The organism is Pseudomonas sp. A-RE-19, from assembly GCF_019956555.1.
GTDB lineage: Bacteria > Pseudomonadota > Gammaproteobacteria > Pseudomonadales > Pseudomonadaceae > Aquipseudomonas.
Genome location: NZ_JAHBDQ010000044.1, coordinates 214,310 through 235,371, shown reverse-complemented (window position 1 = coordinate 235,371; position 21,062 = coordinate 214,310). Strand labels below are relative to the sequence as shown.

The 21,062-nt window shown below is 56.3% G+C and carries 20 protein-coding genes and 3 pseudogenes; 11 read left to right on the top strand and 12 right to left on the bottom strand.

Going from position 1 to position 21,062, the window contains the following annotated elements; genetic code table 11:
• Nucleotides 1-460: 460 nt before the first annotated feature.
• The gene (locus KGB14_RS22865) at nt 461-793 is read right to left on the bottom strand and encodes a hypothetical protein (protein WP_223488951.1); all 333 of its coding nucleotides are present in this window, start codon (nt 791-793) and stop codon (nt 461-463) included.
• 406 nt (nt 794-1,199) lie between these two features.
• Here KGB14_RS22865 and KGB14_RS22860 point away from each other — a divergent pair, with 406 nt between their 5' ends.
• Nucleotides 1,200-1,661 (top strand): GNAT family N-acetyltransferase, encoded by a 462-nt coding sequence (locus tag KGB14_RS22860; RefSeq protein WP_223488950.1) that lies wholly within the window; start codon nt 1,200-1,202, stop codon nt 1,659-1,661.
• Between the two features lie 20 nt (nt 1,662-1,681).
• On the opposite strand, the pseudogene KGB14_RS22855 reads toward KGB14_RS22860, so the two are convergent.
• Nucleotides 1,682-1,891, bottom strand: a pseudogene (locus KGB14_RS22855) (transposase domain-containing protein); the annotation flags it as partial.
• Between the two features lie 655 nt (nt 1,892-2,546).
• Here KGB14_RS22855 and radC point away from each other — a divergent pair.
• Both radC and KGB14_RS22845 read left to right on the top strand, forming a co-directional pair.
• Nucleotides 2,547-3,041: a RadC family protein gene (gene radC, locus KGB14_RS22850; protein ID WP_223488949.1), complete on the top strand. Its 495-nt coding sequence runs from the start codon at nt 2,547-2,549 to the stop codon at nt 3,039-3,041.
• 178 nt (nt 3,042-3,219) lie between these two features.
• Nucleotides 3,220-3,930: pseudogene (locus KGB14_RS22845) on the top strand (TIGR03756 family integrating conjugative element protein); the annotation flags it as partial.
• Between the two features lies 1 nt (nt 3,931).
• Here the strand turns inward: KGB14_RS22845 and KGB14_RS22840 are convergent.
• The 6 genes and pseudogenes from KGB14_RS22840 to KGB14_RS22815 form a co-directional block, all read right to left on the bottom strand.
• Nucleotides 3,932-4,785 (bottom strand): annotated as a pseudogene (locus KGB14_RS22840) (IS3 family transposase); the annotation flags it as partial.
• Nucleotides 4,786-4,836: 51 nt separating this feature from the next.
• Complete coding sequence (locus KGB14_RS22835) at nt 4,837-5,421, bottom strand: tyrosine-type recombinase/integrase (protein ID WP_411740804.1); 585 nt, start codon at nt 5,419-5,421, stop codon at nt 4,837-4,839.
• Between the two features lie 30 nt (nt 5,422-5,451).
• Entirely contained in the window at nt 5,452-5,730 is a 279-nt protein-coding gene (locus tag KGB14_RS28780; RefSeq protein ID WP_223488947.1) for an Arm DNA-binding domain-containing protein, read from the bottom strand.
• A 308-nt stretch (nt 5,731-6,038) separates the two neighbouring features.
• A complete protein-coding gene (locus tag KGB14_RS22825; RefSeq protein WP_223488946.1) occupies nt 6,039-7,175 on the bottom strand; it encodes an FAD binding domain-containing protein in 1,137 nt (378 codons plus the stop codon).
• Nucleotides 7,176-7,229: 54 nt separating this feature from the next.
• A complete protein-coding gene (locus tag KGB14_RS22820; protein ID WP_223488945.1) occupies nt 7,230-8,342 on the bottom strand; it encodes an alkene reductase in 1,113 nt (370 codons plus the stop codon).
• A gap of 145 nt (nt 8,343-8,487) precedes the next feature.
• The gene (locus KGB14_RS22815; RefSeq protein ID WP_223488944.1) at nt 8,488-9,405 is read right to left on the bottom strand and encodes a LysR family transcriptional regulator; all 918 of its coding nucleotides are present in this window, start codon (nt 9,403-9,405) and stop codon (nt 8,488-8,490) included.
• A 270-nt stretch (nt 9,406-9,675) separates the two neighbouring features.
• Here KGB14_RS22815 and KGB14_RS22810 point away from each other — a divergent pair, with 270 nt between their 5' ends.
• Genes KGB14_RS22810 through KGB14_RS22800 form a run of 3 tightly spaced genes read left to right on the top strand, consistent with a single transcriptional unit; the run spans nt 9,676 to nt 13,663 of the window.
• Nucleotides 9,676-10,950: a c-type cytochrome gene (locus KGB14_RS22810; RefSeq protein ID WP_223488943.1), complete on the top strand. Its 1,275-nt coding sequence runs from the start codon at nt 9,676-9,678 to the stop codon at nt 10,948-10,950.
• Nucleotides 10,947-11,411, top strand: a complete 465-nt coding sequence (locus tag KGB14_RS22805) for a (2Fe-2S)-binding protein (RefSeq protein ID WP_223488942.1) — start codon at nt 10,947-10,949, stop codon at nt 11,409-11,411. The genes KGB14_RS22810 and KGB14_RS22805 overlap by 4 nt, the downstream gene beginning before the upstream one ends.
• Entirely contained in the window at nt 11,408-13,663 is a 2,256-nt protein-coding gene (locus tag KGB14_RS22800) for a xanthine dehydrogenase family protein molybdopterin-binding subunit (protein WP_223488941.1), read from the top strand. The genes KGB14_RS22805 and KGB14_RS22800 overlap by 4 nt, the downstream gene beginning before the upstream one ends.
• Nucleotides 13,664-13,680: 17 nt before the next feature.
• On the opposite strand, the gene KGB14_RS22795 is transcribed toward KGB14_RS22800, so the two are convergent.
• On the bottom strand, nt 13,681-14,346 hold the full coding sequence (locus tag KGB14_RS22795) for an isopenicillin N synthase family dioxygenase (RefSeq protein ID WP_223488940.1): 666 nt from the start codon (nt 14,344-14,346) through the stop codon (nt 13,681-13,683).
• Between the two features lie 828 nt (nt 14,347-15,174).
• Here KGB14_RS22795 and KGB14_RS22790 point away from each other — a divergent pair.
• The gene (locus KGB14_RS22790) at nt 15,175-15,702 is read left to right on the top strand and encodes an isochorismatase family protein (protein WP_223488939.1); all 528 of its coding nucleotides are present in this window, start codon (nt 15,175-15,177) and stop codon (nt 15,700-15,702) included.
• A 57-nt stretch (nt 15,703-15,759) separates the two neighbouring features.
• Here the strand turns inward: KGB14_RS22790 and KGB14_RS22785 are convergent, their stop codons facing one another.
• Nucleotides 15,760-16,668, bottom strand: coding sequence for a LysR family transcriptional regulator (locus tag KGB14_RS22785; protein WP_223488938.1), 909 nt, complete (start codon nt 16,666-16,668; stop codon nt 15,760-15,762).
• A gap of 100 nt (nt 16,669-16,768) precedes the next feature.
• Between KGB14_RS22785 and KGB14_RS22780 the strand changes: the two genes are divergently transcribed.
• On the top strand, nt 16,769-17,431 hold the full coding sequence (locus KGB14_RS22780; RefSeq protein WP_223488937.1) for an NADPH-dependent F420 reductase: 663 nt from the start codon (nt 16,769-16,771) through the stop codon (nt 17,429-17,431).
• 140 nt (nt 17,432-17,571) lie between these two features.
• Here KGB14_RS22780 and KGB14_RS22775 read toward each other — a convergent pair whose 3' ends face one another.
• Complete coding sequence (locus KGB14_RS22775; protein WP_223488936.1) at nt 17,572-18,945, bottom strand: hypothetical protein; 1,374 nt, start codon at nt 18,943-18,945, stop codon at nt 17,572-17,574.
• A gap of 226 nt (nt 18,946-19,171) precedes the next feature.
• Here KGB14_RS22775 and KGB14_RS22770 point away from each other — a divergent pair, with 226 nt between their 5' ends.
• On the top strand, nt 19,172-19,639 hold the full coding sequence (locus tag KGB14_RS22770) for a hypothetical protein (RefSeq protein WP_223488935.1): 468 nt from the start codon (nt 19,172-19,174) through the stop codon (nt 19,637-19,639).
• Between the two features lie 118 nt (nt 19,640-19,757).
• On the opposite strand, the gene KGB14_RS22765 is transcribed toward KGB14_RS22770, so the two are convergent.
• Entirely contained in the window at nt 19,758-19,970 is a 213-nt protein-coding gene (locus tag KGB14_RS22765; RefSeq protein WP_223488934.1) for a DUF3079 domain-containing protein, read from the bottom strand.
• Nucleotides 19,971-20,186: 216 nt separating this feature from the next.
• Here KGB14_RS22765 and KGB14_RS22760 point away from each other — a divergent pair, with 216 nt between their 5' ends.
• Both KGB14_RS22760 and KGB14_RS22755 read left to right on the top strand, forming a co-directional pair.
• Nucleotides 20,187-20,717: an iron transporter gene (locus KGB14_RS22760; RefSeq protein WP_223488933.1), complete on the top strand. Its 531-nt coding sequence runs from the start codon at nt 20,187-20,189 to the stop codon at nt 20,715-20,717.
• Complete coding sequence (locus tag KGB14_RS22755; RefSeq protein ID WP_223488932.1) at nt 20,718-21,050, top strand: cupredoxin domain-containing protein; 333 nt, start codon at nt 20,718-20,720, stop codon at nt 21,048-21,050.
• The last annotated feature ends 12 nt before the right edge of the window (nt 21,051-21,062 follow it).

The following is a 21,062-nucleotide window of genomic DNA, read 5'->3' as shown; positions in this document are numbered from 1 at the left end:
CTGACGTTCATGAGTCACCTCGTTCCAGAGATGAGTTGACCCCCGACAGACTGCCAGAGCAGGCAAGAGACACCAATGCCTTTGCTGTCAGGCATCGGTGTCGTCACTTCCAGTGTAAGTGTTCTCAAATCACCTATTGCTAGGTTCCGGGCTGCAAACTGACGTTATCTGGTGAAACCGTTTCGAAAAAACGTATCGTCCGCCCTCACACCTTGCGTAACTAAACGGGCGCCCATCTATGCGGCAGCAACTCGGTAATCTCACTCGCACGCTGCGTCGACGCGGCTCAACGGGCAAGTGAAATCGACCAACTGCTGCCGCATCTGTGGGTATTAGTCGGACAAGGTAAAGTGATGGAATCTCACTTCGGTCCGGATGGTTTAAATGTGAGCGATGACCATAGCTAGCGATGCTTACTTTAACGTGTGGTGAAGTTGGTCTTCGGAGACGCGGGCAGTGTTTATTTCGTGAAGCAAGTCTCTAAAACCTGGCCAGATGTTTCATCTATCCGGCAATTGCATCCAGAAAAATTTCCTACCCAAAGTGGCTCCTCGTTCGTTACACCGGTATAGGCATCTATGGCCCCCATTCCAATACCTGGCGCTCGCCAAAGTAGATTACCTGACAAGTCGTAGCAAAAAAGATTTTGCGCAGGAGCATTCCTCTCAAAAGCCATCCAATCAAACGTCACAAGCACCCGCCCGTTGACCAATACGGCTTCAAGGGCAGGATATTCAACCTCAAACTTTATCTCGCTCCCGAAAATCCAGTTGCCGCTAACTTCGAGTTGCATACGTTCTCTTCCTGTCCCTATCACCGCGGTGGCTACTCCAATGCGGTTTTCTACCGTATCACGTTGCGACGTCGATCTGACCTGCTCCAACCTGCTCAGCTACGTGGCCGGCCAGAGGTTGAAAGCTCTGTGATTCCGTCTCGATGAACTCCAAGTTTTCATCCAGCTTGACAAGCGCGCAGCGCACGTTGTCGGTAAGTGTTCGGCAAACACTCCTTGCGTAAGTAGACGGACGCCTACTTGTGCGTAACCGTCAAGTCAAAACACCTTGGGAGATTAGACTGGCGCGAGGAGAGCCGTCCCGTAGCTGGACGCTGAGTGTATAGGGCCATCGAAGGCCGTTTAGGTGTTGCGAAAAAGGATACCAGTCGGACAATATGAAACCCCAGCATTTGAAGAGATCGCCATGATCCGGTTAGCCGAGGCAAGCGATGAACCCGACATTAGAAATTGCGCTGAACAAGCCTACGGTCGTTATGTGCAAGCAATTGGGCGCAAACCAGCCCCGATGGTTGCTGATTTTGCGGCTCAGATTGCTGCCGGTTTCGTCTACGTCGCAACGGATGAGCAAGCTACCTTACAAGGCTTCGTTGTGTTCTTTGCCAATGAGGGGCATATCCTGCTTGAAAATGTGGCAGTCCTGCCCAGTACAGCTGGACGCGGTGTGGGTAGATCGCTAATTAGGTTTTGCGAGGATGCCGGTCGGCAGCGTGGTATGAATGCAGTGCACCTTTATACCAATGAGAAGATGACGGACAATTTGTTGATTTATCCCAAGCTTGGCTATGTAAAAGTAGCGCAACGCATTGAGGACGGTTTCGAGCGCGTATATTTCGAAAAGCCCCTCACGCCATCAAGCTCAACATGATTTGCGTGACTCGGTAGGCACCAGTGATGCGGCAGAAGCAGCACGATCTCACTCGCTTTCTGCATTGGCAGTCCCGTAAGCACATCTTTGAGATAATCATACGGGTCGCGCCCATTCATCCGAGCCGACTGGATCAGGCTCATGATCGCCGCCGCCCGTTTGCCGCTGCGTAAAGACCCGGCGAACAACCAATTTGAGCGCCCCAAAGCCCATGGCCGGATCTGGTTGTCGGGTAATCAGACGCGGTTGCCCGCGTCCCCCCTAAGAACCGTGCATGCGAGTTTCCCAGCACACGGCTCAAGCCTCTGCTAAGGCACATCTAGGCACCCGGTTGTACATCATCTGCATAGGCAAATCGCACATCCCTCGGGCAGCGTAGGTGGTAGATCTCTAGATTAGCCGCCGCATCCGTTCCGCCATGACCTAGCTTCACCGGTCGAATTGATTTCTGAAATCTCACATTTATTTGAAAAGATGACAGGTACATCCAGCCCATTTGTGTTCCTGGTACGCCTAGCCCTAGCCAACGTGCAGAGGCACGTTCTCCTGATGCACCTCACAGCAGCTGATCCAGAAAGCGGGGATACCCGAATACGGTTTGAATCCGAACTATGGCATCCATCTGTTCGACACTAAATCGGTGAATCGCTGGCCTCCAGTCAGCTAGCAACACGCCCAAGTAGTCCAGGTCTTGAAGGCTACGGCGCAGCCTAGCTGCGATGATCAACACCACATTCGCTTAGCATCCATTCAGCGGATGACCATCGCTTACTTGATGGTGGATGCACTTTTCTTCTGCCTCTGCTTGGGCCAACCAACATCACCACTCCCTTGGGGTTTCTTCCCTCGGGACGGGAACCTCCTTTTTCGTCACCGGAGATTCCCATGGCAAAAAATTTCTCAACCGTTGCCCCCTCGGCAAAAAAGAACAGCCCCAGACATCAAGAAGACCTGCTGATCGTGCAAGCCATCTCGATTCTGGAGCAACGCATGTTCAAACGTGGTCCTTACCTCGAAAGACCGCAAGATGTCCGTCAATACTTGCGACTCCAGCTCGCTGGTGAAACCCAAGAGGTATTTTCCGCGCTATTCCTGGATTCTCGCCATCGGGTAGTGGCCTACGAACCGCTGTTCTACGGCACGATCGATTCGGTGAGTGTCTATCCGAGACGGATTCTTCAACGCGCTCTGGAGCATCACTGTGCAGCGATCATCCTCGCCCACAATCACCCCTCCGGAGATTCAAATCCGAGTCAATGCGACAAAGAAATCACTAAGGTTCTGAAATATTTGCTGCCAAAGATGAACGTGCGTCTTTTGGACCATTTCATCATCGGAGAAGGTGAGCCCTACTCTTTCGCAGAAGCCGGTCTGATCTAAACAGTTAGACGGCCTGAAACTATCAGGCACCACTCGATTCCAAAGCGCCCTCCCAGGCGCTTTTTTCTGTCCAGGAGAAGTCCGATCAATAGGGAGCAGCATCGTATCCGTTTTTGACGGGAAGACGCCCCCCTACCGCTGCTTCACTGCGCACACCGCCTTGCGCAGGAACAAAACCATGCCCCTCCGCCACTCGAAGCTATTTCGCTTTATCGCCGTCACCACCGCAATGGGACTTCCACTATCTGCATCCGCCCTCAACACCGCAACGATTGCAGCCTCTAGTCTATCGCCCGACTGCATGGCCTATCGCGTGGTCGGTATCTGCTACTGGCTCTACTGCACCAACTTCGGGTGCGAAGTCGAAACCTCCCCCAAGATTCGTCACTACGTACCTGATGCAGTAGTGTCGAGCTACAGCAACACCGGAGAAAACCCCTGGTCGGAAGTCAGCGCCATGAGCTCGACCAATACTTCCGCTCGCGGCGGCGGCGACGGTAGCGCTGGCATCAGCCACGAAAATGACCTCGCAAAATTCAAAAATGCTGATGTGATCGGCCATCCCGGTGGCGCAGCATTCAGCCAATTCGCTGGTCAGTCCGGATATGCCTGCCCAGGTGCCGGCAAGATCCTCATGCCGTATTTTCTCAGCACACTGGACAGCATCGCTTGGCGCCACAACATCCCCGAACTGGTATTCCCCGAAGCACTTACTCCAGGCGTGCGAGAAATTGGCAGTCGCACCAGTGCGAATCTGTGGGGAGCGGTATATCCCCGTGGTGGATTCCTTCATGGCGTCGACGACTACAAACGCGCGGCGGTTGTTGCTCAAAGAGCCGGCGACATCGTCACCCGCCGCGACCAGGTCCATGTTTACCAGCCACTACTAACAGAAGTCCTTGAGGCCTGCCACGCTGTTCGTAAGCCATGTCCAACGCCTTGATGACCAGATCCGCATCCGGCTTGTTTGACAGCGCCCAACCCACAATTCGGCGTGCGTAGAGATCCAGAACGACAGCCAAGTAATGCCATTTCCCTTGAGCCCAGATGTAGGTGATGTCGCCACACCAGACTTGATTCGGCGCCGGCACATCAAACTCTCGATTCAAGATGTTCGGAATGTCAGGCCGCTCAACCGTCGCTTGTTTGTAGGCATGTGATCCAGGTTGTTTGCTGACCAACTCCAGTTCCCGCATCAGGCCTCGCACCTTGAACCGCCCAATTTGCTCGCCGTCTTCCTGCATCATCGACACGATGCTGCGGCTACCGGCGGCGCTTCGACTTTGCGTAAACAGTTCGTTAACCCGGCTGCGCAACCGCAGCCGCTCAACGTCTGGAGTTCGGCGCCTGAGGCGGTGGGCGTAGTAACACGAACGAGTGACATCAAAGACTGCGCAAAGCCAATCAACCGGCTCTTGGGGGCTCAGTTGATCAATCAGCGCGTGCGCTCGTGCTCTTCCGACATCAAGAGCGCGGTAGCCTTTTTTAAAATGGATTTCTCCCGCTCAAGGCGAGCGATTCGAGCTTCCAATTCCTGGATTTTCTGTTGCTCTGGCGTCAGCGCCTTGCTCTGCGGAGTCACGCCGTTGCGCTCCTGCTGGAGTTGGTTAACCCAGCGACGCAACGCGGACTCGACCACCCCAAGCGAGCGGCTGGCTTCGATATGGCTATAGCCTTGATCGAGCACGAGGCCTGCGGCCTCGCGTTTGAATTCAGCGGAAAAGGAACGACGTTGTTTGGTCATCAGACACCTCTATCTGGCGAGCATTCTCGCCTAAATGGGTGTCCGGTTTCATTAGACCACTACACTGTGCTCTCTACCTGCTTTCATTCTTGATGCGGGAATGGTCCATACACCGGCGGCCAAATCAACCTCTCCCCATGTAGCACCTAATACTTCGCTCGTTCGGCAAGCTGTCAAGATAGTAAAACGGAGTGCCTTGAAGCTAAGCTCTTCTGACTCTCCAATCTTCACCATAAAGTCCGGAAGCTCTGCCCAAGACATTGCTGGGTGATGCTTCACTGTGTGTATTTTTTTTCGAGGAGGAAGTAGCTTATCCAGGTGCCCGCGCCAACGCGCAGGGTTCTCACCATCGCGCAACCCTCTGGCTTTTGCTGCATCGAGCACCAGTTCAATTCGGTTCCGCAGACGGTTGGCTGTTTCAGGTTTCTTTGCCCAAATCGGTGTGAGAATTTTGAGCACGTGCTCGATGCCAACCTGGTGCGCAGGAAGGTTTCCAATGATTTTAAATGCATAGGTTGCCAACGTCTTTTCCCACTGCTGGGTATGCTTTGGATTTTTCCATCCAGCCCTATGAGTAGAAATGTAGTCAGCAGCTACTTCTTTGAAATTTGTAGCTTTGACCTTGGCGGCCTCCAGAGCTAGTCGCTCAGCTTCTTTTTCAGCTCGCTAACGCTCCAGCTCTTCGTCCCGGTTTTGGAGAGGATCAATCCCTACCCTGCTTAACCGTCGCGCGTCTGCAGCCTTATCCCTAGCTGCTGCAAGGCTGACCTCTGGATGCCTGCCAAGTCCCATGTCCCGACTTCTGCCGGCCAGTTTGAAACGATAAATCCAGCTCGCGCTCCCGGTGCGGCTAATTTTTAGGTAGAGCCCATCTCCATCATTGGTCAATCCGGGCACTGCTGTTCTGACTATTTTCTCTACTGTTTTCGTCGTAAGTGATGCCATCAATCACCTCCTTCTTGTCAGGATGGTGACGGAATTTAAAGGAACCCCAGCCCATACTCCAGCCCATACCTTGGCCTCTGGCTTCTAGCGGTAGTGACTGGACATAGAAAGACTAAAATACTAATAAATAGTTGATTTTAATAGTTTTTATTTAATTTAAATGGATGTTAGTGGATGTCAAAATACGCAAATATGCCAGATATCGCCGAATCCGAAGGCGGTAACTACCACGCGAAATTTGGTTATGGCTAGGCACCGACCTCACTTCAGCCTAATTCAACTTCCAGGAAGCTGTCAGGGAATCAGGATCAGGTGATGCCCATGATCCGATTGCCCATACTCACGCCCCACTCCCCCATGCGCTGGCCCTCGGCGAGTTGCTGTTGCTGCCAGACCTGCAGGGCTGTATCGATGTCGCCAATGTCGTCGATTGCTTGGGCCAGGGACCGTGCATTTTGGGCTGCCTTGGCAGTGCTTCCGGCAGTGTGAGGGCGTGGCACGAAGGCGGCATCGCCAGTCAACAGCACGCGATCAAACACCATTCGAGGGACTTTGAGATCAAGGATCGCCTGCACGAAAATATCCTTGGTCTGCCGAATCAGTTCACGAAAAGCCGGATTGGCCTGCTGCTCACCCTTTTCCCGGATGTAAGCATCCTGTTCGACGGCCAAGCCCCCTGGTGGAATGGAGTGGCTACGCCTATGACCATCATGATCAGTGAGCACCGCGTCAAGTTCTGGCCCTTGTGCAGCTTTCAAATACCAGAGCCAGTTGAACCGTCGCTCACCAGGATTAATGGAGCCGTTCAAGCCCGGCACCATGTATTCCAACATCAGCGATTCAGGGTCCTGCTGAAACACAAAATCCTCGTAAAGCTGCGATTTTGCGAAGTCTGGAAGTTCGTCTTCATCGACCAAACCACGCCAGACCACATACCCTGAATATGTATATCCCGCCCCTGGCAACACCAGACTTCGCACGGTTGAACCTGCACCGTCGGCGCCGACCAACAGGTCTCCCTCGGCGCTGCTGCCATCTTCAAAAATCGCAGTCACTCGTTGCTCATTTTGAGCCAGATCAACCAGCTTCATACCACGGTGATAGTGCTCGGCAGGAAATGCAGAGACCAATGAGTTGTACAGCGTGTTCCAGGACGTCTGGGTTTGCGGCATCGGCTCTTTATGCACGACGGTACCGGCTCGATCCAGATAGAGACGGTCATGGGACCGGACACCGAGCGCATTGGTATGTTTGATGCCCGCATAGCGAAAATGCTGTAAGACATCCGTTTGCAGAACAATGCCACCGCCACGGCTATCCATCACAGCGGGGGATCGCTCGAAAACATCGACTTGCCAGCCAATTGCACGCAACGCCGTGGCGGCGAACAAACCACCCAGAGAACCACCAATGATCAAGGCCTTCGGAACGTCTGAACGCTTCATTACCGTTCTCCTCGCAAAATGGTGATTCCCCTGGCATCTGGATTCGACGCTGCGTTATGCCAGCACCGGATAGTCGATATACCCCTTGGCGTCGCCGCCAAAAAAGCTGTTGCCGTCCGCCAGGTTGAGTTCGGTACGGTCACGCAAGCGAGCCGGCAAGTCGGGGTTGGCAATGAACGGGCGACCAAAGGCGATGAGGTCGGCACGCCCCTGCGCGATGGCCTGTTCGGCCGTTTCGCCGGTGTAACCACCCGCCAGCATCAATACGCCATGGAAGTCGGTGCGCAGCTGCTTGATGATGGCGTCCCAGCGGGGATCGTTACTTTGGTCGAGCACTGTGCCGACCATCATGGGCTCTACCAGATGCAGGTAAGCGAGATTCCAGTCATTGAGCCGGGACGCAATGTAGCCAAAGGTTTGCTCTGGCGTGTCATCGCCCATCCCCATGAAACGCCCCATCGGTGTCAGGCGAACAGCAACGCGTTCGGCGCCTATTTCCGCGGTCACGGCTTCCACGACTTCGAGCAATAGCCGCGCACGGTTTTCAATACTTGCACCGTAGCGATCACGACGCTGATTGCTGGCGCTGTTGATAAATTGGTCGAGCAGGTAGCCATTACCTGCGTGAATTTCCACACCGTCCATACCGGCAAGAAGAGCATTACGAGCGGCCTTGCGGTAGTCGGCGATAATCGCTTCAATCCCCGGAATGTCCAATTCTTGAGGGACAGGCACATCGCCCCAGACACCCTCCCCCCGTTCATTCTGGATGAAGGTCTTTCCGGGTACCGGCTGCGCAGTCGGTGCCACAGGCAGGCCGCCGTTTGGTTGAAATACCGGGTGTGACACCCTCCCCACATGCCAGAGTTGCAGAAAGATGCGCCCACCCTCTGCGTGTACAGCCTCGCTGACAGCTTTCCAACCCTGGATCTGCTCGTCGCTGTGGATGCCGGGTGTCCAGGCGTAACCCTGACCCTGCTGCGAAATCTGAGTAGCCTCGGTGATGATCAATGCCGCACTGGCACGCTGACGGTAGTACTCGACGTTCATCGATGTCGGTACGTTGCCAGGCTGACCCGCCCGGGAGCGAGTCAGAGGGGCCATGGCGACGCGGTGATTGAGGGTGAGTTGGCCAAGTTTGATCGGGCTGAACAAGTGATCGGTCATGATGTTTTCGTGTGTCCACATAGATTGGAAATGGGCAAGGCGTAAGCCGCCAGGTTTTCACACCCACAAGGTAGGCACCCAAATCCCGTCCGAGAATCCACCTGCTGCACAACGTTGCGTTTCGCAAAAGGCAACGATGAGGCGATCACGCGCCAGGCTGAGTTTCGGATCTGAGCAATTCGGCGAGGAAATCAATGAACGCATTGACACGTTTCGAGCCCCGGTGATTGGGCATGTACAGGGCCGAAATCACCGAACTGGCGCTGTTCGGATTGACCACAAAAGCGTCGAACAAGGAGATCAAGCGACCACGATCGATGTCGTCGTTGACAAGCCAATCGGGTAACAGCGCCACTCCGCTGCCTGCCAGCACAACTTCACGCAAGACCTCGGCATTGTTGCTTTTGAATTGCCCATCGACGGGCACACGAATCTCTTGGCCCTTATCTGTAAATGTCCAGACCTGTTGCTGTGCGCCGTAACTGAAGCACATGCACTCGTGTTGCATGAGGTCCATGGGCTGGTCGGGAAATCCTCGAGCATTCAGATACTCAGCGCTGGCGACTACCCGGCGCCGAAAGCTACCGATGGGGCGACTGACCACATCGTCCATGGCCGCTGGAGATCCTAAGCGGATCGACAGGTCGATGCGTTCGCCGAGCAAATCGACGATATCGTCAGAAAGCGTCATGTCCAATTTGAGCATTGGGTAACGCTCTAAAAGCGAGGAGATATGGGGCGCAATGAGGCGGTGCCCAAACGCCACAGGTACTGAAATACGCAGCTGTCCTGCGGGCTCTTCACCTCGATCCGAAACCGACTCGTCAGCCTCGGCCATGGCATTCAGAATATCCCGACTTTTCAGGTAGTAAGCACTACCGGCATCAGTCAACGTGACTTGCCGGGTAGAGCGATTAAGCAGCACGGTACCGAGGTCAGCCTCAAGCCTGTCGATCATTCTGGTCACTGAAGAGGTCGCCAGATTGAGTTGTCTGGCGGCAGACGAAAAGCCCTTGGAATCGACTGTCTGGATGAACATTTTCAGTGCGAGCAGCTTGTCCATGAAACGCCTCAAGGTCATCTACACATTTCTAATCCTTGCGGCCCCATTTTTGGACAAAGGCGCAGGTTACGCGAGTTAACGGTTGTTAATTTTCCTGGTCATGCATTGCAATCCCGGCGGCGTTGCGCCTGGCGCAAAGTAGCGTTGCTCTTTGAAGGGGTACTCCATCACAACCGCCGTCGCTAAGCTCACTCCATAGAAAGTCGCCGTACGCCATCGCACGCGGCGGATTGAAAAATCTGTCGTTTACACAGCTCGAGAGGTAAGGCGATGAAGCGTAGGACGATCATCGGTGCCATTCTGGCGATCGGCGTCGTGGGGGCAGGGTTCGCATTCTGGATGATGTGGAGGCCGGAAATTTCCCCTGTCAGCCAGCCTCAGAGTGCAAGCCACGAATCCCTGGACAGAGGCCGACGAATCGTCGAAGCGGGGGACTGTGCGGTCTGCCACACACGGCCAGGGGGCGCTTACATGGCCGGCGGTTTGCCGCTGGTAACGCCCTTCGGAGCACTCTTCACCACCAACATCACCCCGGACCGGGAAACCGGTATCGGTCAATGGTCGCTGGACGCCTTTGAACGGGCCATGCGTGAAGGCATCGCGCGCGACGGTCATTTTCTCTATCCGGCCTTCCCCTACGTGCATTACCGAAAGATGACCGATGCAGACATCGCGGATGCCTATGCCTTCCTGATGAGCGTGGACCCGGTCAAATACACCGCACCGGAAAACCGCATGATCTTCCCCATGAACTTCCGTCCGCTGGTGTCTTTCTGGAACCTGCTGTTCCTGCAGGGCAACCCGCTGGCAAACGTTCTCGACCAGTCAGCGCGGTGGAACCGCGGACGCTATCTGGTCGAAGGCCCAGGACACTGTTCGTCCTGCCATTCGCCCCTGAACTTGATTGGTGGGGAGAAAACCAGCGAACTGTTCAATGGCGGTATCGTCGACGGCTGGACGGCCCCTGCCCTGCGAGGAATGGCCACTGCGGAGCATCCCTGGAATGAAGCTCAGTTGGTCGCCTATCTGACTGGCGAGGTCGCCGACGGACACGGCGCAGCGGCGGGCCCGATGTTGCCCGTCAGCCTGAGCATCGCTCAGTTGCCAGCGGAAGATGCCCATGCCATCGCACAGTATGTCCTCGACCTCAAAAACACCTCCTCGGGTGTGACGTTGCCGCCCTGCACCCCTGAGGCCAAGCCCAGTGCCAAGGCTCTGATGGGGGCCTCGCTGTTCGACGGTGCCTGCGCTAGCTGTCACGGTACTGCCGCGCCGATGCGCGTCATTGAGTCAAGGCCCGCCCTGGTGCAGACCTCGGCAGTGACGGCCGACTCACCACGTAACCTGATCCAGACCCTCCTTCAGGGCATCCCGATGTCCACCGCGGCTGCCAGCCACTACATGCCTGCCTTTGCGCAAAATCTGGACGATACCCATCTGGCTGCAATTGCCGAGTATTTGCGCAACGAGCGCTGCGCGACCAGGCCCTGGACGGATCTGGAGAAGACTATCAAGAGCATTCGGGCGCAGGAACAGCAACCATGATCACACTCAACGTCAACGGCAAGATTCATGAGCTGGACATCCCGGACGACATGCCGCTGCTGTATGCCTTGCGCAATCAAATGGGGCTCAATGGCGCCAAATACGGCTGCGGTTTGGGGCAGTGCGGCGCTTGCACGGTGTTGGTGAACGACCAACCGGTGTTTTCATGCCTGACACCGTGTGGCGCGTTGGCGGGCAAATCGGTGCGTACCGTGGAGAGCCTGGGCAGCGCCGACCAACCGGGGCCGTTGCAAAAAGCGTTTATCGACGTCCAGGCGGCCCAGTGCGGTTATTGCATCGCGGGAATGATCGTACGAGCGCAGGCTTTGCTGGAGGCCAACCCTCATCCAGATGATGAAACGATTCGTCGCCACATGGCTCCCAACTTGTGCCGCTGCGGCACCCATGTGCGGATCCTCGACGCTATCAAGTCGGTCATCGCGCAGGGGGGCAAGGTATGAAAACCTCAATGCAAAACGTCAATCTGAGTCGCCGCGCCTTCGTGATAAATGGAGCATTGGTGATGGGGTTCGCGATGCTTCCCGGTATGCCGCGCGCCTTCGCTGACACCGAAGTGGACACCTTGGGGACAGCCATCCTGGCGCCTGACCTGCCGGGTAGCCTGCGGGCCACGCCCTATCTGGACGCCTGGATCCGCATTGACGCGAAAGAGGGCATCACCGTCTACACCGGCAAAGTGGAGCTGGGCACCGGCGTCAAAACTGCGCTCCTGCAGATCGCCGCCGAACGCCTGGAAGTGTCACCAGGCCTCATCCGTTTTCTCACCGCCGACACCGCGCAGACCCCCAATGAAGGTTATACCGCCGGCAGTCACTCGATCGTCGACAGCGGCACCGCGCTTTACAATGCCGCGGCCCAGGTGCGTCAGTTGTTACTCGAGTCCGCGGCACGGCAATGGCTGCAGAAAATCGACAGCCTGAGCACGCGGGACGCCGTGATCTACGATGCGCAAGGCCGCAGCATGACCTACGCACAAGCGGTGGTGGGGGTTCAACTGCATCGCTTCGCATCAGCCAGTTCCCCCTTCAAGCCAGCCAGCAGCTTCACCCTGATCGGCAAATCATTGCCTCGACTGGACATTCCAGCCAAGGTCAGTGGCGGTGCCGCCTATGTGCAGGACATGCGTCTGCCCGATATGCTGCATGCCCGCGTGATACGTCCACCCCGGCGCGGCAGCCAGCTTCTGGACATCGACGAGGCCACCCTCAAGAAACTCCCCGGTGTGGTGAAACTGGTCCGCAACGGCAGTTACCTCGCCGTGGTCGCCACCGATGAATGGCTGGCGATCAAAGCGATGCGCGAGGGCTACGCCACTGCCCGCTGGACAGAAGGTAATCCGCTACCTGACTCGAAACACATCCATCAACTCCTCACCGAATTGCCGGCGCGGCGCTACCCGGTGAGCGCCAAGGGTGACCTCACGCAACCTGTGCCGCGCGCCTATAAGGCACGGGTGACCAAGCAATACCTCATGCACGGTTCAATCGGGCCGTCCTGCGCAGTGGCCTGGCTCCAGGACGGAACGCTGACCGTCTGGACCCACACCCAGGGCGTCTATCCTCTACGCACCGGGCTCGCCGAGATGGTCGGCCTGCCGGTGGCTCAGGTGCGTTGCATCCACGCGGAAGGCTCCGGTTGCTATGGCCACAATGGCGCGGATGACGCCGCAGCCGATGCCGCGCTGATCGCCATGGCCATGCCCGGCAAGCCGATACGCGTGCAATGGATGCGCGAACAGGAAAATCTCTGGGAGCCCTACAGCTCAGCCATGCTCGCCGAAGTAGAAGCGGGACTGGACAACAACGGGCGCCTTCGTGATTGGAAATACGAACTCTGGAGTACTCCGCATAACGAACGCATCGTCAATGCCGGACGCCTGTTGCCGGCCTGGCTATTGGCAAGCCCCTTCACCCCTGCCCCTTCGATCCCGATCGCTCAACCCGAGGGGGACGGTGACCGTAACGCGACTCCACTGTATGAAATACCCAACCTGAAGGTCGATCTGAACTTCGTTCTGAGCATGCCGTTCAGGACCTCGGCCATGCGTTCACTCGGCGCCCACATCAACGTTTTCGCTATCGAGAGCACCCTGGATGAACTGGCGGCGCAGGCCACCGTGGATCCGGTGCAATTTCGCCTGCATCACCTGAGCGATCCACGGGCACGGGCGGTGGTGGAACGTGTGGCCAGTGCCTTCGGTTGGCCGCAAAAGGCACCTGGCCCCGGCAGCGGAATCGGCTTCGCCTTCGCCCGCTATAAAAACATCATGGGTTACTGCGCTATCGCCGTGCAGTTACATGTACAGCGCCAGACCGGGCAGGTGACCATCGATCGAGTCGTCGCCGCCGTCGATGTGGGGCAAATCGTCAGCCCCGATGGGCTGCTCAATCAAGTCCAGGGTGGCATTGTGCAGTCCGCCAGCTGGACGCTCTATGAACGAATCCTCTATGACGCCAATGGCATGCATAGTTTCGACTGGAGCGGCTATCCGATCATGCGTTTCCCCGATTTGCCGCAACAGGTCGAGGTCCACATGATTGATCAGCCGGATCAGCCTTTTCTCGGTGCCGCGGAAATCGTCCAGGGCCCCATGGCAGCGGCGCTGGGCAACGCCATCAGCGATGCCACCGGCAAGCGCTTGCTGGATCTGCCGCTGGCGCGACGTGGCTGGCAGGATGCACTGGGATCATGATCGATCCGGGCTGTGTTTCACTGAGCCTTCTTGCGATAGGCCATCGAATCGTCGATCCGCTTGAGTATGTAGTCCCCCGCCGCCACCGGCGGATACAAGCTCAGCGCCGAATCGATCCCCAGTTCGCAAGGATCGACCATGGCACCGTAGGTTGGGTCGAAGAACGTCGCGATGGAGTAACGCTCGTGACCTGATGCATTGATTACCCGATGCAGCGTCGAGCGAAAACGATCGTTGGACCAGCGCGCCAACAGGTCACCAACGTTCACCACCAGGCTGCCAGGAATCGGCGTGGCATCGATCCAGCGATTGGAGCCGAGTTCCCGGACTTGCAAGCCACCACTGTTGTCCTGGTACAGCAACGTGATGCAACCGTAGTCGGTGTGAGGCGCAACCCCGAACTGATCGGCTTCAGCCTGGGGTGGTTGCGGCGGGTAATAAACCATCTGGGTGCGCTGGAAGGGCTTGGTGTATTTGTCGGTGAAAAAATCTTCGTCGATACCCAGCCCCGCCGCCACCACCCTCAACAGGTCTGCCCCGGCAAGCACGCTCGGATCATCCTCGGCCAACTCGAGCCCGATACTGAAAAACTCCTTGTGATCGGGTTTGGTGGCTTCGTACATGGTCGCCCCGCCCAGCGCGTGCGACAAACGAGATTGGGTGGATGAAATAATATTGATCATTCACAACCACCATAAAGTAACTCGGTCCCATACCGATCCACAGAGCCTTGCAGAGGTATTTCGGAAAGCCGATTGGATCGACCTATCCCGCGGCGCGGTTACTTTTGGACTCTCACGACAGAAGCGACGTGAGGTATTCTCCACCTTTCCTGATGCAGGATTTCACTTTCGCTTAGTTCAGCTTTCGCTCAAGCGACTGCTAACGAACCCACTGAGCCCACTGCCAATGATGCAGCTCTGAATCTGGTAGTTCGAACCGGCCTCCTTGCAGCGGTAAGCGTTCAGGAGAACAAGCCGATCTCAAAGAAGATATGCTCATGACAAGCTTGTGCCCAAGCGTGCTGACCGACCAACAGGCCCGCTTATCGCTCAAAGAACTGACTCATAAATACCTGAAAGGCAGAGATCCTGAGTACGACCGTCTGATCGAGATAGTTGAAGACACTTCGCGCCAAGTACCCATCAGGGGAGTACTCGAGCAAGTTAGAAGATTCAACAATGTGCAATTCACGCAACCAGAACTCGACCTGATCGACGCGCTTCTGTACATGCATGGGTAACTCGATCTTTTCATCAAGGCCATAAGCGGACCCTACAAGTAGTCACCGTCGCGCAGGTCACGTCCCCTTGCCAACCAGTTACCGTGCAGATACTGTCAGCGTCATGAATCAGCCACGCATTGCCTCGAGCACCACTACCACGACCGCCCGAGGCGGGTCGTGAGAGGTGTCGTGAGCTAAAACACACGAACTTCAAAGGCCCGCCAGTGATGGACAGGGCCTTTTCTTTTGCCCTTGTGTCGCTGGTCCAAACGCAAGGAAAAGCACTATGTATGCACTGTTGATTCTCGATATGCAGGTTGGATTGTTTCATGGCCCGGATAAACCATGGGCTGGCGAAGCGCTGCTGAACACTTTGAATAGCCTGCTGAGCAAAGCCCGGAAGGCCGGCGCACCCATTTTTCTAGCTCGCCATGTAGGCCCGCCTGGCCCGCCTGGCTCGCCTATCGAACCTGGAAGCCCGTTGACGCAACTGGTGCAGGAACTGCTGCTACAAGGCGACGAAGTGATCTTCGAAAAAAGCCGCCCCAACGCTTTCGCCATGACAGACCTGGCCGATCGGCTAAAAGCGTGTGGATCTCAAGGCGTGGTTATTGCCGGAATGAAGACCCAGTACTGTGTCGACAGCACCTGCCGCGCCGCACGAGATCTTGGGTTCGATGCAGTGCTGATCGCCGATGCTCATACCTGCTCCGACACCCCTGCGTTGAAGGCTGAAAATATTGTCGCGCATCACAATGCAACCCTGGCGGGACCATTTTGCCGCGTCGTTCGTGCTGAGGATTGGTGTTTCTAACCGGCCTGGAGAGATCGGCTCGAGACCGGGTCGATCTGTCCGCTTTGGGTTGCGGGTTCAACTGGCTAATGAAGCAACACCAAAGCGGACGAGCGCAGCATCGATAAATCGTCGCAGCTTGGCGGTTTTCTGACGATTGGCCGTGTAGAGCAAATGCATTTGCCGGCTCGGTGCTTCGTAATCAGCTAACAGTCGAACCAACTCGCCGCTGCGCAACGCGGGCTCGAGAAAGTCTTCGGGGCCGAGGACAATCCCGAACCCGTCCAGCGCTGCCGACAGCAACGCTTTGCTCTCGTTGACCTGCAATCGACTGACGACTTGTACCCGCTCAACTGCGGAGCCTTTGCAGAAGACCCATTCGCGGTCGGCCGGCCGGGACCAATAGGCATACCCCAGACACTCATGGTTCTTCAGATCACTCGGTATCTGCGGCACTCCGCGGTCGGTCAGATAGCTCGGTGCCGCACAGGCTACCAATCGATAAGGCGCCAACGGCCTGGCGGTCAAACTGGACGTGGCCAATGGGCCGATCCTGAAAGTCACTTCATAACCCTCCTCCACCAGATCGACAAAGCGATCCGTCAAATGCAGATCGATTTCGACCTCCGGGTGTTGACGCAAAAACTCCGTCACAAAGGGCATGAGGCTATAGGAGCCAAACGTTACGGGAGCGCTGATTTTCAGTTTGCCGCGGGGGGTGTCATTCATGATCTGCGCAAGGGAATCGGCAGCCTGAGCCTCGCTCAAAATATGCTTGCAACGTTCGTAGTAAGCGCTGCCCAACTCAGTCAGGCTCTGGCGTCGGGTGGTACGGTTCAGTAGCCGTGCACCCAGGCGCTGCTCAAGCGCGGCAACATGCTTGGCCACCATCTGCGGCGACAGGCCCAATCGCTCGGCGGCGCTGGCATAGGAGCCGGATTCCGCCGCCATCACAAACGCCCCCATGCTCGTCAGACGATCCATCATTCAACACTCCTGGTAACGAGACTAAGTAGCCGATGATTATTTATCTGCCTTTGGTTGGCAATCATCATGGTTTCTTCTTATCAACCAGCGGAGCAAGGACATGCGTATCGGCATTATCGGGGCAGGCTTCATCGGACGTGCAGTGGCGCAGTTGGTCATCGCGGCGGGACACGAGGCGATGCTCAGCAATTCACGTGGGCCACAGACCATGAGCAGCGTGCTCAGTGGCATACCTGGCAGTCAGGTCGGCACTGTCGAGGAGGCTGCACAATTTGGCGACGTGGTGCTCGTGGCAATTCCTCTTGCGCATTACCGAAGCGTGCCAGCCAAGTGGCTAGAGGGCAAAACCGTGCTGGATGCCAACAACTACTACCCGGAACGCGACGGTCACATTGGAGCTCTCGACCGATTCGAAACCACCACCAGCCGCCTGCTCGCCGAGCAACTGCCCCACTCCAGAGTGGTCAAGGTGTTCAATGCCATCCTCGCCCAGGACCTGACGCAAGACTCGCGCCCGAAAGCGGCGCCCGACCGGCGCGCACTGCCGATCGCGGCGGATGATCCGGCGGCGAAAGCGCTGGTGATCACGTTGCTGGACGAGATTGGATTCGACGCGGTAGATGCGGGCAGCCTTGATGGAAGCTGGCGATTCGAACGGGCGAAACCCGCCTACTGCATACCGCTGGATAAAGAGGGGCTGAAGGTTGCCTTGGCTGCGGCCCAGCGGCAGGTCGAATTGCCCGAGGGATCGTGGCGTCGCTGAATAGCCCGCATTCCACTGGATCGAGAGAAGACAGTCATACGTGCCCGTCGTAAGTGACCCGGCGAGCGCCATACAGGCGCCGCCAAGCGATATCCCTATGCAGATGGCCGACTGTAGAGCGCGCCAGCCACTGCTCGGAATCAAGGTTTTTCTTTCTGAGGGACCAGACATTTCTGTGGCACATCAAAGAGATACGGCGGATACCAGTTCGGCGAAACCGTGTAGTCGAAGTAGTCAGCAAGTGCCAGGCTAGTTCCGCCTTCAGCAATGGAAGATGCCGATTCCATGAATGTCACAGGTCGGCTATTGCTACCGTCCGAACCGGGGAAAGGGCTGTACCACGTCCACAAGTAACGGCCCTGCTCATATTCGTCCGAGGGTGGAAAAAGCACCGAAATGATGTTGACCTGATTACCTGGCGAAAGCGCTGCGTTGTCCGTCACTGAGGCGTGAATCGTTCCCTGTACAGCGGGAATACTTGCCCAGTCCGGCGGCTCCTGCCCCATTCCAATGTTCTGACAAGAAAAAACCAATGGCGTTGGAACTCCCTGATTTAGAATCTCCGATTGGTTAAAAATATAGCCGTCCCCGGCATTCGGTGGAGCGGGCATTCCATTTGGCGGCGCGCCGAAAAGTAGCGCAACAGAAGTTTCGTATCCAGCAGTTGGGTTGTACTGGTATGACATCCACGTCACTTGGGCACGATCTGTCGCCTCTCCGTAAGCGTTGTCGGGTTTCCACTGATAAAACACATTGGTCGGCAACGGAAAGCTTGCCGAATCCACTGGCGTCATGAACGTGGTCATCGCGAAGTGGTCATTCCAGAGCGGGAGCGACTGGCCACCAGGATTGCCGGCCTGAAATCCGGGAATGACCGGCGGAGTCCAAGTGTCGACATTTGGGTTCTCGACCGCCGAAAATCCCGGAAAATATGTGAACGAGAAGTTCTGGAAGAATGCCAACTGATTTTGGTCTCCGACCAAAGGGTTTTTTGGCGGCGCGCCGAACATCATCCGAAACGGCAGCCCGCTGGAATGATCGAACCAGATCCAAGTGGTCGCATTAGAGTTAGCGACCGACTGTTTCCACCAATCTACCTCCTGCGCCTGCATCCAGTTAAGGTAACTGGTCGCAAAGTAAGTTGGGCTTTGGGTAGGAGTGAGCCACTCTGTGCCAGGCAGCGTCCAACCTATGTCAAGGTTGTCCGTCCAGGTCACACCCTCATCTCGTGAGAGTACGGTGGTGGTCTGTGTGACCTTGTACCACCACGTTTGACCGTCCATGCCAACCACCTGGATAGAGAGAATCTGTCCTTCGATGTAGCTGATTGACGCAACGCAAAGCTGAAAGAATGGTGTGTCTTGTACACCGTCAGTGGATGGTGGGCTGTATGGATGCAGTAGAGCGGTGCACTCCCATGAAGATGGCAGGACCGGTGGTACGGGACTTTGCTTGATGGCGAATTGTGGAGGTTTCAAAACCGATAATTCGCCATGTTCAGTGGACCTTTCCATCTTCTCCGCTCCTTGGTGAACACCAGATTGGTGTGCAGCCATCCTCTGCCCTTTGGTGATCAAGCGCAATATGGAGCACTGTGCCAGGCCAGCACGCTGTGTCACTCGCAGTTAACGAAAAAAGCAGGAACCTTGTAGAGCTTTTATCCTCCGTCGTGTCCGGGGTTAGTTGACCACTACAGACCTAAGCCTGGCAACGAACGGGGGAAGTTGCGGATTCGCGCACATGCATATCGGTTCAGGGGTGGATTACACGCATCTTGAGCAAGTGGGCTGCGCAATAGTCTCGGCCGTAAGCGCACTCGCCCCATCAATCCATTGCCACCACTACGCCCCGAACAGGGCTATTCCAAGCAATGGGCGAGAGCAGAAGTACTACGAAAAGGAAAGCGACCTGGGACAGGTAGAACGGCTCCAGCCACTGTTGCTTCAATGCGACGTAAAAAGTGTTATGGACTACGTCGACAAAAATAATCGCCACCGTAAGGACGATTCCCGCTCTTGGCTTGATGAAAAGCAGCAATGCCGCCAGCGGGTCAAAAAACGTAAGCGCCCCCCAGAAAATACGGCTAGCCAAGTAAGCGCTGGGGCCGTATCCGTAATCCCAGAGCAATCCATGCGAGACGTCTGCACGGATGTGATTAGCGGTTGCAATGAAAAGGCAGCACGCGAACAAAACTCTGACGGCGAATGACAATCTTGGCATAGCGTTATCTACATTCCAGATTTACGCCCTGCATGATAGCGGGCTCGACCAACGACGCCAGCAATTGCAAATCAGGAAGGTGAGATCGCTGAACACTTACCTTTCTCTACACACCGTCATCCACCACTTTGTCCGTAGTAATGACCGCATCAAGACCCCAGTCGCCAGGCTGTTGCCAATCCTCTCCAAACAACTCCGCCGGATGCATCGCGCGGTCGGAACCGTTGCCGCAAGCAAGGGACTTCGCCGGGCAATAGCGGTCGCACCCCCAACAGATCCGCTCGGGGTGCTTGGGGTTGACGGGAAAATTCTTGGCCATGCCGATCTCCGATCATTGAGTGGCGTTTTTCCAACCTACAGCCCTTGCGCAACGCCAGCCTTGATACATATCAAGAATCGACATCGAGTCCCTCTGCGCAATCCCGAACACACTCAACGTGAGCTTTAATTGCTCAAAACTTGATACCAATCATTATTGTTCGCAGCAAAGCTTCCTAGACTCGGGCTCCTACTCGTCAGTGCTCAGGAAGCTACTATGCGTACCCCTTTTTCACTGTCACTCGCCCTGCTCTTGCTCACACCACTGGCTCACGCCAAGGAATATCCGATCGGGGAACCACAGCTGTGTCCGGGGCTGGAAGTCGGGGCGGTGTATTTGCAGCCGATCGAAATGGCACCTGCCGGGATGATGCGCGCCACCGTGGATTCCGACGTCCACCTGGAAGCCGACATTCGGGCCACTGCGGACAATCGACAGGGCTTTCAGGAAGGCAGTTTCGTCCCCTACCTGAACGTCGCTTTCAACTTGAAAAAAAACGGCAGCGACCCCGAGATCAAAGGCGATTTCCATGCCATGGTGGCCAACGACGGGCCGCACTATGGCGACAATGTAAAGCTGCAGGGCCCCGGTAAATATCAGCTGACGTTCACCATCCTGCCACCCGGCGGGCATGGCTCCCTCGGGCGCCACACCGATAAAGAAACCGGTGTCGCCCCTTGGTTCGAACGCTGTGAACTGCACTACGAATTCATCTACGCCGGCATCGGTAAAAAAGGCGGCTATTGAATGAAGCGCCTGCACATTGCCTGGCTGATCCTCGCCGGCGCCGCCGTGCCATTGACCGCTTATGCCCAGTTACCCAGTTACGAGCTGAGCCTTCGCGATGGTCACTTCACGCCCGCCTTGCTGGAGGTGCCGGCCGGACAGCGCTTCAAGATTGTTCTGAAGAACGTCGGCCAAGGCCCGGCCGAGTTCGAGAGCACGCCGTTGCGGGTTGAAAAAGTCCTGTCGCCGGGCGTGACCACCTTCGTGGTGATTCACCCCCTGAGGCCCGGTCACTACCCCTTTTTCGACGAGTTCAATCCGCAATTGCCCGAGGGCGGCATCCTCGCGAAATAACCTGTCAGCGCA